General features: G+C 38.7%; 12 protein-coding genes. 1 reads left to right on the top strand and 11 read right to left on the bottom strand.

Translation table 11 applies throughout. From position 1 onward, the window contains the following. Positions 1-1,329, top strand: a complete 1,329-nt coding sequence (locus tag EHE21_RS04025; RefSeq protein WP_194951909.1) for a D-serine ammonia-lyase — start codon at positions 1-3, stop codon at positions 1,327-1,329. A gap of 240 nt (positions 1,330-1,569) precedes the next feature. Here EHE21_RS04025 and EHE21_RS04030 read toward each other — a convergent pair whose 3' ends face one another. The 11 genes from EHE21_RS04030 to panB all read right to left on the bottom strand — a co-directional run bounded on the left by EHE21_RS04030 (position 1,570) and on the right by panB (position 16,435). Continuing rightward, entirely contained in the window at positions 1,570-3,939 is a 2,370-nt protein-coding gene (locus EHE21_RS04030) for a TonB-dependent receptor domain-containing protein (RefSeq protein WP_194951910.1), read from the bottom strand. A gap of 10 nt (positions 3,940-3,949) precedes the next feature. Next, positions 3,950-6,028 (bottom strand): TonB-dependent receptor domain-containing protein, encoded by a 2,079-nt coding sequence (locus EHE21_RS04035; RefSeq protein ID WP_194951911.1) that lies wholly within the window; start codon positions 6,026-6,028, stop codon positions 3,950-3,952. A 225-nt stretch (positions 6,029-6,253) separates the two neighbouring features. Then, positions 6,254-7,294 (bottom strand): ferric ABC transporter ATP-binding protein, encoded by a 1,041-nt coding sequence (gene fbpC / locus EHE21_RS04040; protein WP_194951912.1) that lies wholly within the window; start codon positions 7,292-7,294, stop codon positions 6,254-6,256. A 15-nt stretch (positions 7,295-7,309) separates the two neighbouring features. Further along, a complete protein-coding gene (locus tag EHE21_RS04045) occupies positions 7,310-9,388 on the bottom strand; it encodes an ABC transporter permease (protein WP_194951913.1) in 2,079 nt (692 codons plus the stop codon). A gap of 74 nt (positions 9,389-9,462) precedes the next feature. Further along, the gene (locus EHE21_RS04050) at positions 9,463-10,494 is read right to left on the bottom strand and encodes an ABC transporter substrate-binding protein (protein ID WP_069368510.1); all 1,032 of its coding nucleotides are present in this window, start codon (positions 10,492-10,494) and stop codon (positions 9,463-9,465) included. Positions 10,495-10,496: 2 nt separating this feature from the next. Further along, positions 10,497-11,834: an MFS transporter family glucose-6-phosphate receptor UhpC gene (gene uhpC / locus EHE21_RS04055; protein ID WP_194951914.1), complete on the bottom strand. Its 1,338-nt coding sequence runs from the start codon at positions 11,832-11,834 to the stop codon at positions 10,497-10,499. A gap of 82 nt (positions 11,835-11,916) precedes the next feature. Then, entirely contained in the window at positions 11,917-13,473 is a 1,557-nt protein-coding gene (locus tag EHE21_RS04060) for an MASE1 domain-containing protein (RefSeq protein ID WP_194951915.1), read from the bottom strand. Position 13,474: 1 nt separating this feature from the next. Next, complete coding sequence (locus tag EHE21_RS04065) at positions 13,475-14,107, bottom strand: response regulator transcription factor (protein ID WP_023580792.1); 633 nt, start codon at positions 14,105-14,107, stop codon at positions 13,475-13,477. Between the two features lie 232 nt (positions 14,108-14,339). Beyond that, on the bottom strand, positions 14,340-14,720 hold the full coding sequence (gene panD, locus EHE21_RS04070) for an aspartate 1-decarboxylase (RefSeq protein ID WP_064719124.1): 381 nt from the start codon (positions 14,718-14,720) through the stop codon (positions 14,340-14,342). A gap of 29 nt (positions 14,721-14,749) precedes the next feature. Beyond that, a complete protein-coding gene (gene panC, locus EHE21_RS04075; RefSeq protein ID WP_194951916.1) occupies positions 14,750-15,601 on the bottom strand; it encodes a pantoate--beta-alanine ligase in 852 nt (283 codons plus the stop codon). Between the two features lie 42 nt (positions 15,602-15,643). Further along, positions 15,644-16,435, bottom strand: coding sequence for a 3-methyl-2-oxobutanoate hydroxymethyltransferase (gene panB / locus EHE21_RS04080; RefSeq protein WP_194951917.1), 792 nt, complete (start codon positions 16,433-16,435; stop codon positions 15,644-15,646). Between the last annotated feature and the right edge of the window lie 272 nt (positions 16,436-16,707).

Genomic DNA, 16,707 nt, shown 5'->3' on the forward strand with positions numbered 1-16,707 from the left:
ATGAGCCATATAGATATAAATAAATTAAAAAGTAATTTTCCACTAGTTAATGACTTAGTGGACTTAAAAGAAGTGGTTTGGTTTAACCCAAAAGTGACCACCACTGACCAGGGACTTCCATATGTTGGTTTAACACAAGATGACGTAATTGACGCACAAGCACGGTTACAACGTTTTGCACCTTATTTAGCTAAAGCATTTCCAGAAACAGCGGTTACTAAAGGGATCATCGAATCAGAAGTGATTGATATTCCTAAGATGAAAGTTGCTCTTGAAAAGCGTTATAACACCTCTATTAGCGGTCAATTGCGTTTGAAAAAGGACAGTCATCTGCCTATTTCAGGTTCAATTAAAGCACGTGGTGGAATTTATGAAGTACTGACTCATGCTGAGAAATTGGCGATTAACGCGGGATTATTAAATACAGATGATAATTATGAAAAATTATTTTCTGATAAATTCCGTGAATTCTTTAGCCAATATAGTATCGCGGTAGGTTCAACAGGCAACTTAGGTATGTCTATTGGGATCATGAGTGCGAAATTAGGTTTTAGCGTGAGTGTTCATATGTCTGCTGATGCACGTCAGTGGAAGAAAGATAAATTACGCTCACATGGCGTGAATGTTGTTGAATATGAACAAGATTACAGTATCGCAGTAGAAGAAGGTCGTAAAGAAGCAGAGAAAGATCCTAACTGTTTCTTTATCGATGATGAAAACTCAAAAACATTATTCTTGGGTTATGCGGTAGCGGGATTACGTTTAAAACACCAATTTGAAGAACAAGGTGTTCGTGTTGATAGTGAACATCCTCTGTTTGTTTATCTGCCTTGTGGTGTTGGTGGTGGTCCTGGTGGTGTTGCTTTTGGACTAAAACTGGCATTTGGTGACGCAGTACACTGCTTATTTGCAGAGCCAACGCACTCACCTTGTATGTTATTGGGCGTTTATACCCAATTACATGAAGGCATCTCAGTACAAGAAATTGGTATTGATAACGTCACTGCCGCTGATGGTCTTGCCGTTGGTCGTGCATCAGGCTTTGTAGGTCGTGCAATGGAGCGCTTAATTGATGGTTATTACACTATTGATGACCAAGAGCTTTATGACTTACTCAGTTTATTAAATAAAGAAGAAGGGATTAAGTTAGAACCTTCGGCTTTAGCAGGAATGACAGGTGCTGTTCATGTCACTCAAGCTAAAGATTATCTGCAAGGTTTATCACTAGACAGTCAGAAAATGCAAAATGCAACGCATTTAGTATGGGCGACTGGCGGTGGTATGGTTCCTGCGGATGAAATGCAAAAATATCTCGCTCAAGGAAAATAGAGCGTAGAACGGGTGCTATCAGCTTTTGTTCTGATAGCATCTTAAAAAATAAAGGGAGTAGTACAAGTATCTCTAATTAGTATCTAAAACAATAATAGCGTAGCAATGTGTTACACCAAGTGTTACATCAAACATTCACACCAGGATGTCACACCAGGGGAAAATGTCGTAGTATTATTATAAAAAAGAGGCACCCATTGGGTGCCTCGCTTACTTTATCTCTTGTTGGATCTGTATAGATTAAAAATCAATTTTGACATTTACCCCATAATTTCGACCCGGTAATGGGGCTAAGTATTTTAATTGAGAAGATGCGGGCCTTGCTTCAGTATTGGTGAGATTATTAATAATAAAATCAACCGAAACATCTAGATTATCAAGGTGATATTTTTTACCAATACCTGCATCGACTAAAGTATAGGAAGGAAAAGTAATATCTCCACCATACATTAATCCACCACTCTCTTTCTGTTTTTTATAGTAAGTTGCGCTACTAAATGCTGTTAATTCATCATGTTGATAATTAATACTAATACCATGTTTTTCATTAGGTAAGTTTGGTAAGTAATTACCGGCAATAAACAGCTTTCTTTTACTCTTATTTTCGACAAAATCACCGAATAGTGTAAATGTAAGATTATGCTCGTGAGGTATTTCATATAAATATTTAAATTCGTATTCTAGCCCTTTAGTTTCGAGATCAGTTTCATCCCATTCCATAACGGTAACACCACCACGGCTGACACCCGTTAATCGCCTAAATTTAAAATCACTGTAGTCAGTTTTATATAAATTAAGTTTATTAGAGAAATTACCAATCTCAATAACAGATGATAATTCAATACTTTTACTTTTCTCTGTATTAAATTGACTATTACCTTGTTCTTCAATCAGATAAGCATAATGAGGTCCATGTGTATAAAGCTCATTAATTTCTGGTGCTCGATAAGAAATATTCTGTTGTAGCTTTAATGTCCATTCATCAATCGGTGTAAAAGATAATGCTAATGTATTTGCACTCGTATCAAAATCACGGTTTTGTAAATTCGAACCTTGTCCTCTACCGCTATTATAATTATCTGGAATATTAAGATGGTGCTGAGTATGACCTTTACGGTATCCCGCGGTGATTTCAAAAGGAGATAAAGTTAGAGATTCAACCCAATATATGCCGTATTCTTTGGTTAATACATTCGGTAAATAAGCATCATAACCAGAGGTTTTTAGATCACGATAATTACCATTAACGCCAATAGCGCCATTCAATCGATTGAAAAGTGGCACATGCGCAGTTTCCAATGCTAATTGGTGATTTTTAGTCTCAAAGACTGATGATGCGATTTGACCCACTAATTCTTCGTCTTTAGATTCAGAATAAGAGTAATAAAAAGCACTGTCCCTTAAAAAAGGCGTTAAGTGTTCATGTTTTCCTTGTATATCTATCCGCCGATTATGGTTTGAAACCGAAACAGGTTTATACATTTCTCGGCTGGTTTTTGTGGTGAGATAAGCATATCCCGGTACACCGTAAGACGTCTGAAAGTCAGTAACAGATAAACCTATATAGCCTTCATCCCGAATATAAGAAAGAGATGCATTACCACTTTGGCTTTTTAGGAAACTATTTGGGATCTCTTTATTATTATTTTCAACATAATGTTTAGGGGGAGTAACATGTTCAATAGATGTAGGACTTCCGGGTTTATATTGTGAATTAGCTTCGTTATCTACATAGCCAATACCTGAAAAATAATCTTTATCTTTAAAGGTATATTTATCGTCTTCACTTAACTCATATTCAATCTTATATTTTTTCCAAAATTCACTAATATAAGGATAAGCTTCAGGATTACGACTGGTAAAAACTTTCATATCCACTTGGCATTGATCTCGTAATGCAAAGTGTTCTTTGAGTTGCTGAAAGCTGTAACAAGCCCCCGCTTTAGAATGTGTTGGAATTTTATATCTAGAGACACGCTTTGATGCACCAGAAAGATTAAAAATCCAATTTTGTTCATCACTGAATTTAATATTTGCAGAGCCACCATTACCGTTATTAGTGCTGCCATTAAATGTCACCGTACCTGAAATCGCTTTTTCTGGTAACTGTGTCATTATTCTGTCATCCCATAAATGAATAGCACCACCGCTTGTGCCACCACCATAAAAGAGGGCTTCAGAATTTTTACTGATCGATATTTCATTAATTCTATTCATATCAATGGGTATAGGCATATTTCCACTAATAAATGAAATATCATTAATTGGTAGATTATTGACTAAAATGCCGACACGGTTTCCTGATAAACTTCGGATAACTGGTCTTGCAGCATTAGGGCCAAAACCTTCAGTTTGTACTCCAGCAACTTTTGCAACGGTATTACCAATAGTATTCGTTTTTATTTGATCAAGTTGTTTTCCTTTTATTTCTTCTCGATTATTAAGTAGTAAAGAAGAGAAGGTCTCTTTATTTTTTATTAGTGTACCTTTAACTTTTATTACATCGTTTGGGATTTCTTTTTCTTTACTTTTATCTTCATGACTCTCTTTTCCATATAAAGGAGATGACAAAAGCATAAGTAAGATAATAGAGAGTTTACTTTTTTTCATGATATTTATATTAGAATGTAAGAGTAGCGCCTAAGATAATATTACGACCTGGTAAATACATTTCATCTTTAATATAAGAAGTGCTATCTTTTCCTTTCGCATCAAAGAGATTATTAATCTTGGCATACAAGGTATAATCAGTGTTATCTAAATAACCAATATATTCACTGCCTAAGCTAACTGTGTTATAAGCATCCGTAGGTGTTTCATACTCGGCTGTTTTATTCTGTTTTCCAAAATGGTCAACACGGATTTGTCCTGTTAAGTTTTCTGAAAAACTATGTTTAATATAAGTACTTAATCGATAAGTTGGTATTCTTGGTATATTTCCTTTGTTATGCAGTAAATTTGCTCTGACATAATCACCAGAAATACCAATTAAGCTGTCTTGGTTATAGTAATAATCAATATTTCCTTCTACACCTTTAAATTGTGCATCATGTTGAACATATTGTAATGAACGATAGCCATTATTTAATTCAGCTCCAGTAAATTGGCCATAAATATAATTATTTATACGGTTGTAATAGGCACTAATATTGAATTGAGTATCTCCAGTTACTTTCGTTATTCCAATATCAATATTATTTGCAGTCTCTGCAGTTAAATTAGGATCACCTTTTTCAATAGTCCGATTTGCTGCATGAACACCATTCGCGTATAACTCTTCTGCAACGGGTAATCTTTTTGTGTGTGATAGTGATAGATTTAAAAAATAGTCTTGTGTCAAATTCCACGCTAATCCGGCAGAAACAGAAGATGCACTTTGTTTATTGTTTTTTTGAGTTTCTCTATTTAACAGTGATTGCCACTCTTGGCGAAATCCTAATTCATAGCGAAAATCACCTAATTGATATTCTTCTAATAAAAAGAGTGAGTGATTTTTTGTTTTTGTTGCGGGAACATAGGCTTCTTCTCCGTCAGCACTAAAATCACGTTGATTAAATTGCCCACCAATAACGCCATGCCAGTCTAAAATTGGTTGATGTGTAAAAGAAAACCTTAATTCATCTCCTTTATTTTTAAATTGGGTGCTGACTTCATGGCCTTCTTTTTCATCATGATGATAATCGGTTCTGGCTGCACTGAAACGTACAGATTCAATACCGGCAAATGGATTGTTTTTTTCACCACGAAGATCCCATCGTTTACTCTCCATAACAATATAAGGAATACCATGTTCATGTTGTTCATCAGGGTATTCATGATTGTGATCGTGATGATGATGACCAGATAAAGGCGGGGTAATAGGTGAGTGAGTGTGATCTTCATCGTGATCGTGAAAATGAGTATGACCAGGTAACCCATATCGACGATGTTGCTGGCCATAACCAATACCAATATAACCATCATCGAAGATCCAAGATGTACCGATATTTGCCGATTGGTTATCTTGATAAGAACCGGCTAAACGGCTAGGCTCTCCTTGATGTAAAGATTCTGGTTGTTTGTAATCGCTTTGATAACGTTTAGTGCCTTCAATACGTAGCGCTAAATTATCTTGCCCTAATGTTAATCCGGCTGATCCTGTATTTCCTTTAGAAACAGAATCGTATTGATACTGTAATTCACCCTCGTAACCTTTTTTAGGTACTGACATAGGTATTTTGCTATCAATAACATTTATTGCACCACCAATTGTTCCCCCTCCATAAAGTAATGTTGCAGGCCCTTTTAATACTTCAATACGCTGGCTTAAAAAGGGTTCACTAGTGATAGCATGATCTGCGCCAATAGATGAAACATCCATAAGATCACTACCACTGTGTAATACCTTGACTCTATTTCCTGACATTCCACGAATAACAGGGTGTACCGAACCACCGCCAAAAAAACTAGCATGAAAACCCGGTAAGGATGTTAACGTTTCTGCAATAGATGCACTCCGATTAGAGCGTAGATCTTCTTGAGTCAGAACGGCAACGGGGATTGCCATTTTCTCTTGTGGTGTCTGTAAAGGTGTTGAATAGACCTTTAATACCTCATTATTCTGACTTTCTTTTGACTTTGTTGCAGGGGCTGCATTTGCAAATAAAGAGTAACTTATTGAAATAAAAAGTGTTGTGTAGTTAAAAATAGATTTCTTCATACCATTCATCCTCCTTTGTTTATAATGTTATAACATAACATTTTGTAAATATTGTAAGTAAATATAATTATCATTAGCAAGTGATGATTTTTTTAAAATAATAAAAACACTATAAGTTTTTGTAATTTAATAATAAAAAAATAAAAGAAAGGATGTAAAAAAGAAGAGATAAAAAGGCGCCATAATGGCGCCTTGAAGATAAATAAGAAAATAGGCTAAAGATGCTTATTCTAAAATAAACATGCCATAAGGATGGATTTGCAGATAGTAGTTATCGCCTACATTAGGTTGAAGCTGTGTGGCATTGACTTGTAATAGCAAGGTTTGATTTTGCCATTCCACAGTGACTTCATATTGAGGTCCCATATAAGCGACATGGACAATTTTGCATTGCTGACAGGCATCGCCTTGTTGAGATAAGGTGATCGCTTCAGGTCTAACTCCCACTCTCACTTCTGTTTTAGTCGTATTAAACGTATCTGGTTTTGGTAAACGATATTGGAAGATATCAACATAATCTGTGCCCAATGTGGCTGGGAATAAGTTGGCATCCCCCATAAAGCTTGCCATAAATTCAGATGCGGGTTGGCGATAAAGATTTTGCGGTGAGCCTAATTGCATTATCTTCCCTTTATTCATTACTAAAACCATATCAGAAACCGCAAATGCTTCACTTTGGTCATGGGTTACGTAAAGAGAGGTGATATTAAACTGTTGTTGTAATTCACGAATTTTTTCTCTCATACTACGACGTAAGTTCGCATCAAGGTTACTCAATGGTTCATCAAAAAGCAGTACTTTAGGTTTTAAAATTAACGCACGCGCTAAGGCGACACGTTGCTGTTGCCCGCCAGATATTTGGTCAACAAAACGGTCTTCAAAACCATCTAAATCCACCAGCTCTAAAGCTTCAGAAACACGTTGTTTAATTTCAGCTTTAGGACGTCCTAGCATTTTTAAGCCATAGCCAATGTTTTCCCCCAAAGACATATGAGGGAAAAGGGCGTAAGACTGAAACACCATACAAATATCACGTTGCTGGATTGAACGGTCAGTAACATCCTCACCATCAATAAAAATCTTACCTTCTGTCGGTTTTTCTAATCCTGCAACTAAACGTAATACGGTGGTTTTACCACAACCTGAAGGCCCTAATAATGAAACCATTTTGCCTTGTGGAATAGACAAACTGAGATCTTCAATTACCGTGTTAGAGCCAAAACGCTTAATTACATTTTTCAGTTCAACGAAATGTTGTTGTGTCATGATTTATACTCCGTATTACTGTGCATTTTTGGCTTTAGAGCGTGAAACACGGGCTTCGCCAATCAAATAGTCAAATAAGAAAATAATTGCCAACATCACAACGATTAAAATCGAGCCATAGGCAATTGCGACGCCGTATTCACCATCTTCAACACGGTTCAAAATATAAGCAGTGGCAACGCGTGTATCTGGTGTAACAAGGAAAACGATGGCACTGACTGTGGTAATGGCACGCACAAAGCTATAAATCAGCGCAGATAAAATAGCAGGGCGCAATAACGGTAATAGCACATAGAAAATGGTTCTCATTGAGTTCGCTCTTAAACTTAGAGAGGCTTCATCAAGAGATTTATCAATTTGCCCTAATCCCGCAATACCCGCACGTATCCCCACAGGCACGTTACGCATTGTCATAGAGATAATGACAATTGCAGCTGTTCCCGTTAAATAGAAAGGCGAGTCGTTAAACGCAAGAATATAAGAGACACCTGCGACGGTTCCCGGTACAGCAAAACAAAGCATTGTCGTGAACTCGATACTTTTCTTACCTTTAAAGTCTTGGCGTACCACGATATAGGCAATTAATAGTCCTAGAATGGCTGTAATCGGTGCTGCAATACCTGCATATAACAAGGTATCTAACAACGAAGGCCATGCACCGTCACTCATTCCTTGACCAAATAGTTTGATAAAGTTATCGAGTGTTAAGGTGTAATCAACCCCCCAGTTAACGGTGAAACTGCCGTAGAAAATACTGCCATAGAGCAGGATATTAAAGACAACCCAAATACCTAAAACGGTCGTCACAAATGCAATCAGTGAAGATGGAAGAGGTTGAACGTCACCGCGATAAGATTTACCAGATACCGTGACGTAAGAGCGTTTACCAATCCACATATACTGCACACAGAACACTAATAGTGAGAAAACTAACAGTGACGCACCTAATGTACTGGCTGATTGATAATCCAGTTGAGAGCCCGTGATATAGAAGTAAATTTGTGTGGCGATAACGTCAAAGTTACCCCCTAAAACTAGCGGGTTACTAAAGTCAGCCAGAGATTGCACAATTACAATTAAAAACGCATTGGCTAACGCGGGCTTAAGTAACGGCATAAAGACGTTAAAGAAAGTTTGATAGCGGTTGGCTCTTAAGGTGTAAGACGCTTCTTCTAATGAAGGATGAATGGTTTTAATCGCACCATCTAAAATCATAAATGACATTGGGGTAAAGGCGAGCACTTGAGCTAACCAAATCCCTGTAAAACCATATAACCAGTTGGTATTTTCAAGTCCTGCGTAAGTGGCGAGAAACTCTGTCACATAGCCAGAGCGTCCCATCATTAATGTCACGCCCAAACCGACAACAAAAGGAGGCGTTACGATAGGCAAGATAGAAAATACACGACCAATAATGGCAGAACGTACCGCAATACGAGACGTATAAATTGCCAGAATTAAACCAAAGAAAGTACAACCGATACCCACTGCGATAGAGAGCACAATAGAGTTGAGCATCACTTGCACAATATGAGCTTGGCTTAAAATAGCGATAAATTCAAAAGGTGCAAAATTGCCCGCGCTATCTTTAAACATCGGAATAAAAATAGCGATACTTGGGAAGATGATAAAGGCACCAATCAGTGCCACAACGGCGATTAAAGAGCCAATAACAAAGCTATCACCACCCAGCCATTCAAGGCGCGTTAAGGCGGTTTTCATGATCATTCCCAGGGAAATAAAGAGGATGATCGCAGAATAACCTAAACCACGTCCTTCGAGGGTTGCACTAACGATTGCAATAAATGCACAAAACAGCGCAAAACCTGCATCAAAATAGTGGCGAGAGCGATTTTCACGCTTAGGGGCAGTTAATGGGCGAAATAACAGTAAACTTGGTAATAAAAACCAGAGCCAACTGATATTAACGCTACTCCAGCCGTAAGAGGTGAGTAATTCATCTGCGGTAGAATCTAAAAGACCGTAATCAAGGCTCCATGACGGCAGTAAAGCAAATGCCATCCATGCAATTAGGATCCATAAAAATATGGGATCCCGCCTCTTTTTTTCAGGTAAAGCGAGTGTGTGAGACATAAATCCCCCGAGAGTAAATGTATTTATTATTATGAGAAAAAGAGAGCGAGAGGTTATCTCGCTCTATTAATGAGCTATTTACCCATTTTTACTTCGGTAACCCACTTATTAATCAGCTCTTTACGCACTTCACTATCGCCATATTTATCCATGTCGTAGTTAATGAGTTTTAAGTCTGATAATTTCAGCGCCATTGGTGAAGATTCAGCCGAGGTATTGGTTAGAATTTGGTAAGATTTACCTTCTTTCCAGCTAATTTCCTGAGCTTCTTTTGAGAGTGTCCAATCTACGAATAATTTTGCGTTATCCATATTACGGGCATTTTTAATGATACTCACACCACCGATTTCATAGCCTGTACCTTCACAAGGTGAAATCAATTCAAGTGGAGCGCCATTTTCAACTTCTAATGAGTAGTCATGTAAGAAACCAATACCAATAGCGGCTTCACCACGAGCTGCATTTCGTGCTGGAGCAATACCTGATTTGGTGTATTGAGAAATGTTGGTATTGATTTTCTTAAGATAATCAAAGGCTTGTTCAGTGCCCCATAATTGGTCAAAGGTTGCCAGTGCAGTGTAAGCTGTACCTGAGCTTTGTGGATCAGCGATTTGAATTTCACCTTTATATTCAGGTTTAATTAAATCTTTCCAGCACGTTGGAATGGCGATGCCTTTTTCTTTTAAGCGATCTTTATTAACGCCAAAACCTAAAATACCGACATAAACCGCAGAAGAGTAGTTACCTTTGCGTTTAGCCGGATCACGAAATTGTGGCATGATTTGATCAAGATTAGGAGAAACATAAGGCTCTAGCAGATCCATTTCACCCGCTTGTGAGTGAGGATCCATTGTACCGCCATACCAAACGTCAGCTTGTGGATTACGTTTTTCAGCTTCGATTTTAGCTAAAGTACTTCCTGAACCATTACGAACAAAGGTCGTTTTAACATCATACTTTTCGGCAAAAGCTTTTGTTTCAGCTTCACACATTGCATTTGTCGCACTACAGTAAACTACTAAGCGACCAGCTGCATTTGTTGATAAGCTAACCGCAGAAAGAGCCAGACCAGCAGCAACGAGTGTAGAGAGGGTTTTCAATTTCATGTTCAGAACCTTTTAAATGTGTCGTCATCGGAAAATGAAAGTGGGCCAACTAAATGCTCTTGTTTGCTAACATCAGCAATCAACAACGGCATTAGTAAGAGTCCCATTAAGGCCGCAGCACTGGTTAATAACGCAAACATCCCAGTCCAACCATAATGCGCCATGACCTGACTTAATGGCCAACCTGCCATTGCCGCCCCTAAATAGGCAAACAATCCCAAGTAGCCAGTTACCGTGCCTGCTGCGTTTTTATGGCAATATTCTGTTGCAGCAAGCCCGATTAACATCTGTGGTCCAAACACAAAAAAACCGATACTAAAAAAACAAGCTGCGAGCAAAGCATAATGATGAATTGGAATTAACCAAAGTGCTGTTACTGCGGTAAAAAGTCCGAGTGAAAACAGCAATATCATTGGTGCTCGTTGGCCACGGAATAATAAATCCGAGCCCCAGCCTGAACATAACGCCCCGAGTAAGCCACCCACTTCAAACAAAGAGAGAATGGCATTAGCACTCAATAAGTTGGCGCCATGTGTTTCTGATAACCAGATATTTCCCCAATCGTTAATCGCCATACGTATGAGATAAACCAAAATATAGGAAAAACCCAGTAACCAAATCATTCGGTTAAATAAAATGGTCTCTTTCAAAATAGTTAGCATAGGTTTAGGGGGAGATGACTGCTCTTGACGTAATTCAAAAACATCGCGCCGCCACACACCCACAGTAGGAAGCCCTTCCTCTGCGGGAGTACCTTTTAATCGTACACACAACCACAACCCGATGATGATGCCGATAATACCGGGAACAAGCAGTGCGACTTGCCAACTATAATGCGTCGCTAGCCACGCAGTTAAAATGGGAAGACTCATCCCACCAAGGTTGATTGAGATATTCCATAATCCCCACCAGAAACCGCGTTCATTGCGTGAATACCAGTGTGTTAACAACCTTGCACAAGGAGGCCAGCCAAAGCCTTGAAAGAAACCATTTAGTGCCCAGACCAAAAGCAGTGCGGGAAACGAAAGACAATAGGCAAAAATAATATTCATAATGCCTGTCATGACTAATCCCACACCCATAAACCAGCGGTATCCCCATTTGTCATGGAAAATACCGGAAACAAATTTAGATAAACCGTAAGTGAGATAAAAAAGGCTGGCTATCCAACCGATATCCCCTTTATCTAAATTCAATTCAACCTGCATAACGGGCATCACAAAGTTGACGCTTTTACGTGTGAGATAGAAAGTGGCATAACCGATAATCATCGACAGCATTAAATTTTTGCGCCAAAAGTTATAGGTCTTATTAATTGATGCCGAATTTTTACCTGACATAACATCCTCTTTGATGTTGCAAATGTAAAAAAAATGTCGCGAAAAAGAATGAGATAAGGTTGTAGATGACTAAGACTTATTCTTAGTTTTCACTGTTTTCTTTTGAATTTGTGGGTAAGTTAACAATTATTTTCGTACCGTGATGGTTAATCACTTCCCATTCTCCGCCTAAAGCGCGAATGCGTTCTTCTATGCCGCGTAATCCAAAGCCACTGCTTTGTTGTGCTGATAATGATGTCGGCAACATACCAACGCCATTATCACTAATAATTAGCCGTAAACGGTTTTGATTTTGAGTCAGTGAGACTTGGATATAGGTTGCGTTAGCATGTTTACTAATGTTGTTTAACAGCTCTTGCACCAAACGGTAGAGGGTAAAAATAATAGTTTCGTTTTCAGGCTCTTTATCTAACGAGTAATTAAAATTACAGGTAATGCCATTGTCATCAAAAGCAAACTCATTGATTAAATGATGAAGGGCTTTTTCAAGCGACATCTCCTCCAAAACAGGAGGGCGTAATTGTCGGAGTAGTTGACGTGTAGATTGATGAATTTGTAGGGCGAGTCGTTCGATTTGCTCTCCGGTTTGGCGTGTTTTGTCGTTATCCGCAGTTCTTTTGATTAGCATCGATTGAATTTGGATCGCTGTAATATTTTGCCCAATTTCATCATGCAATTCGCGAGCAATGGCTTTTTTAACATCCTCTTCGGTATGAACCAGTTTTTCCATTAAGTCACGGCGAGCTTGTAACTCTTGTTCTAGGCGTAAACGGTAATGACGTAAATTATGAGCAAGTTGCTGTTGGCGACTGATCGCGATCCCTAAGCCAATACCGATAATGGCTTGTGTGGTTAAGAACATTTCTAACTCACGCAAATCATTAAAAGCGCCATTAACTTGGCGAGCAAAAGTAATAATCAAACTGCCTAACAGTGCGGATAAAACACCACCTTGCCAGCCATAACGGTAAGCCATAAAGACATTAGGAATAAATACAAGGATAACTAATAAGCGCTCTATTTCAGGGGTTAAGAAAAATTGAGCACTTAACCCGATCAGGCAAAATAGAAATCCCCACATCAGCAAGGACGTTCTTAACGGAGGATCGGGAGTACCATCAGAGACTAAGGCGCGACTTTGTAATTCACGAAGATATTCATAAAGTAAAAAGACAAAAGGCGCGAGTAATATGCCGCCCGTTACCGATGTGAGGAAAATCCCGCTGGTGGTATTAATAAAGAAACCGAGAATAAAGGCTTGTAGTAGGCTATTAAAACCTACGGCACCAATTAATAGGGTTAAGCGTTGCCAATAAAGAGGATATCGCCACCAAATACGCTGAACTTCTAGCGCAACAACGAGGCTTAGTATTGGAGACAGATAAATAATGGTGTGGGTAATTAATTGCTCTTGCGCCAACCAGTAATAAAGCCCCCATTCTGCAAATAACATCGGAAGCCAAAAGCGACGCCAGAGTAAAATTATCAGGGCTAATCGCAGACCTTGGGGTAAGAAAAGGGCGGCTTGTTGCCCATTTTTACTTAAATAGAAGCCAATTACCCAAAGTGATAGCCAAAGTAGAGAGTAGGTGAGTAATAAAAAGAGGGATTGAAGAAGAAAACGTAGTCCCCGTTTCATATTACAGCGAGCCTGTGATCAACTGATTCTTTAAGGCGAAATGAACTAAATCGATGGTGGTTTCACAGCCTAATTTGCCTAGTACATTGGCTCGATGAACGTGTACGGTTTTATGGCTAAGATTAAGCTGTACGGCAATAGTTTTGACATTAACACCTTGAACTAACAGATTAAAAATCTCTCTTTCACGCGGTGTTAAGGTATGTAGTGCATCTTCTTTTTCAGGTGTTTGTCGCAATGCTTTCATGGCATCAGAACAGAGATAACAGCCACCTTGATGTACAGCGCGTACCGCTTGTACTAACTCTTCAGGGCCACAACGTTTGGTTAAATAACCGCGAGCACCAGAGTCTAGTGCACTTTGAACAAAGGCTGGAGTGTCATAGATACTTAAAATAATCGTTCGGAAATCAGGGCGTTTTTGTTTTAAACGGCTTTGGAGTTGTAGACCGCTTTCGCCGGGCATAGAGAGATCCATAACGGCAACATCAATATCGTCATGTGCTAAATAAGGCCATGCTTCTTGCCCATTAGAATATTCACCCACGATGTGAATATCGGGTTCTAGCATTAAGAGTTGTGCAAAACCAGAACGCACAACAATGTGATCATCTACTAAAGCAACTTTTATCATAATTTTTTATTAGTCAGAGAGTAGTCAGACAATACTTATATGATTTATAACAAGCTACAGAAAGATAAGCGAGGAAAAATGGAGAAGAAACCCGGTTTTGAACCTTATATCTCGTTTTTATCAAGGTGAATCGTGACAAGCAAGTAATAACAATAGGTTATTTATTGTTCTTGTTATTATTTCCCATAAGCAGGGAACCTCTGCCTATGGGAAGTGGGCAATATTTTATTGATTAAGCAACTTGAACAGGCACCGCTTTGGCAATGCGCTTCATTTCATTGTTGTCTTCAAAATACGCAATGTTTGGCTTATGGCTACGCGCGTCGCTATCAGGAATTTGTACATAAGAGCAAATAATTAAGCGATCGCCAACAGCGGCACGACGAGCGGCTGCACCGTTGACAGAAATAATTCGTGAACCTCTTTCTGCACAAATGGCATAAGTTGAAAAACGTTCGCCATTATCAACGTTATAAATATCGATAGCTTCATTTTCAAGAATGCCAGCAGCATCCATAAAATCCTGATCGATTGCACAAGAGCCTTCATAATGAAGATCGGCTTGTGTCACTTTTACGCGATGAAGTTTGCCTTGTAACATAGTGCGTAGCATTGTTGTGTTTCCTATATTCTAATAATGAATTACACAAGATTAACTTGCTGGTTATCGATAAGACGCGTATTACCCAGCCATGCCGCCATTAAAACAACCGCTCGACGGCTTTCTTCATTTAATGGTGTGAGTGTATCTGCATCACAAATAAAGCACTCATCGGCACGAAAACCTTGTTGCTCTAAGGTGTTTTTTGCAGTTTGCAGTAACTGATTAACATCATAATCACCCGACTTTAATTGTTCTGCGATTTCTTGCATCGCTTGATAAAGTGCAGGGGCTTGTTGTTTTTCGCTATCAGATAATAGGCGATTGCGTGAACTGAGCGCTAAACCATTTTTGTCACGTACGATAGCAACAGGAACGATGCTGATATCCATACATAAATCGCTTACCATCTTTTTGATAATTTGCAGCTGTTGGAAATCTTTTTCTCCAAACATCGCAACATCAGGTTGTACTAGATTAAAAAGCTTACTAACAACCGTTGTAACACCACGGAAATGACCAGGACGGTTTGCACCTTCTAATACGGTAGACAATACAGGCACATCAACGGTGGTTTGATTTTCCATACCGTGTGGATACATCTCTTTCGCTGACGGTGCAAAGATAATATCGACATGCTTATCTCGCAGTAATTCGCAATCTTCTTGCAACGTGCGCGGGTAGTTTGCTAAATCCGCTTCTCTATCAAATTGAAGTGGATTCACAAATATAGAAGCTATCACGACATCCGCGTGAATACGGGCTTCTTCAATTAATTTTAGGTGACCTTCATGAAGATTACCCATTGTTGGAACCAATGCAATGCGTTTACCTTCTTGCTTTAATCGCTTGATTTCTCTGCGTAAGATAAGCGTAGTTTCAATAATTAGCATGGCGTGACTCCTTTAAACGATATTGATAATTAAGATAATAAATTAGTTAAATGAATGTTTTTCTTCGGGAAACAGGCCTTGTTCAACTTGTTGAACATAAAGGCTGACCGCACCTTTTAATGAACCTGCTTCTTGTAAAAAATCTTTTGAGAACTTAGGTGCTTGAGGAGTTAAGCCCAATAAGTCATGCATCACAAGAATTTGCCCATCAGTGACATTACCCGCGCCAATACCAATAACGGGCATTGTTAATGCGTCTGTAATTGTTTTCGCTAGAGTAACCGGAACACATTCCAATACCGCCAATTGAGCACCTGCATTTTCAAGAGCGATAGCATCTTGTTTTAATTGTTCGGCTTCATCGTGCTCTCTGCCTTGGACTTTATAACCCCCGAAAACATTAACTGACTGGGGCGTTAATCCTAAATGGATGCAGACAGGAACTGCACGCTCAGCCAGCATTTTCACGGTAGGAATTAACCAACTTCCACCTTCAATCTTCACCATATTAGCACCCGCTTGCATCAAAATGCCGGCATTAAGGCAAGCTTGTTCAGGTGTTGAGTAAGACATAAAGGGCATATCAGCAATTAAGAAGGCATTAGGTGCGCCAGCTCTTACACAGCGGGTGTGATAGGCAATTTGTTCAACAGTAACGGGTAGCGTGCTGTTATGACCTTGTAGTGTCATTCCTAACGAATCACCAATCAGCATGGCTTGAATACCTTCTTGTTCAAAAAGGCGAGCAAAACTTGAATCATAAGCGGTGATGGTGGCGAATTTTTTCTTTTCTTGCTTATAGCGATTTAGCGTTGAAAGCGTAGTGGGTTTCATTGTAACAAACTCCATCATTGTCGTTTTTTTGTGTGTAGATAAAATTAATTACTTCACATAATTGTTTGTTTATTAAAGAAAATATTGGATTATCAAAATAAAGCCGCTTTCGATTGTAGCATTTAAGGACTAAAAACGAAGAAAAAGTAACTAAATGAGTAATAAAAAATAACAAATGATAATTTTTATTTATATTCATCAATTGGTTATATGTAAAAAATAAATATAAAAGAGTTTAGAGATTGAGGCAGTGAGGTGCGTTTGAAAAATTG

Source organism: Proteus sp. GOKU (assembly GCF_015475555.1).
Lineage (GTDB): Bacteria > Pseudomonadota > Gammaproteobacteria > Enterobacterales > Enterobacteriaceae > Proteus > Proteus mirabilis_B.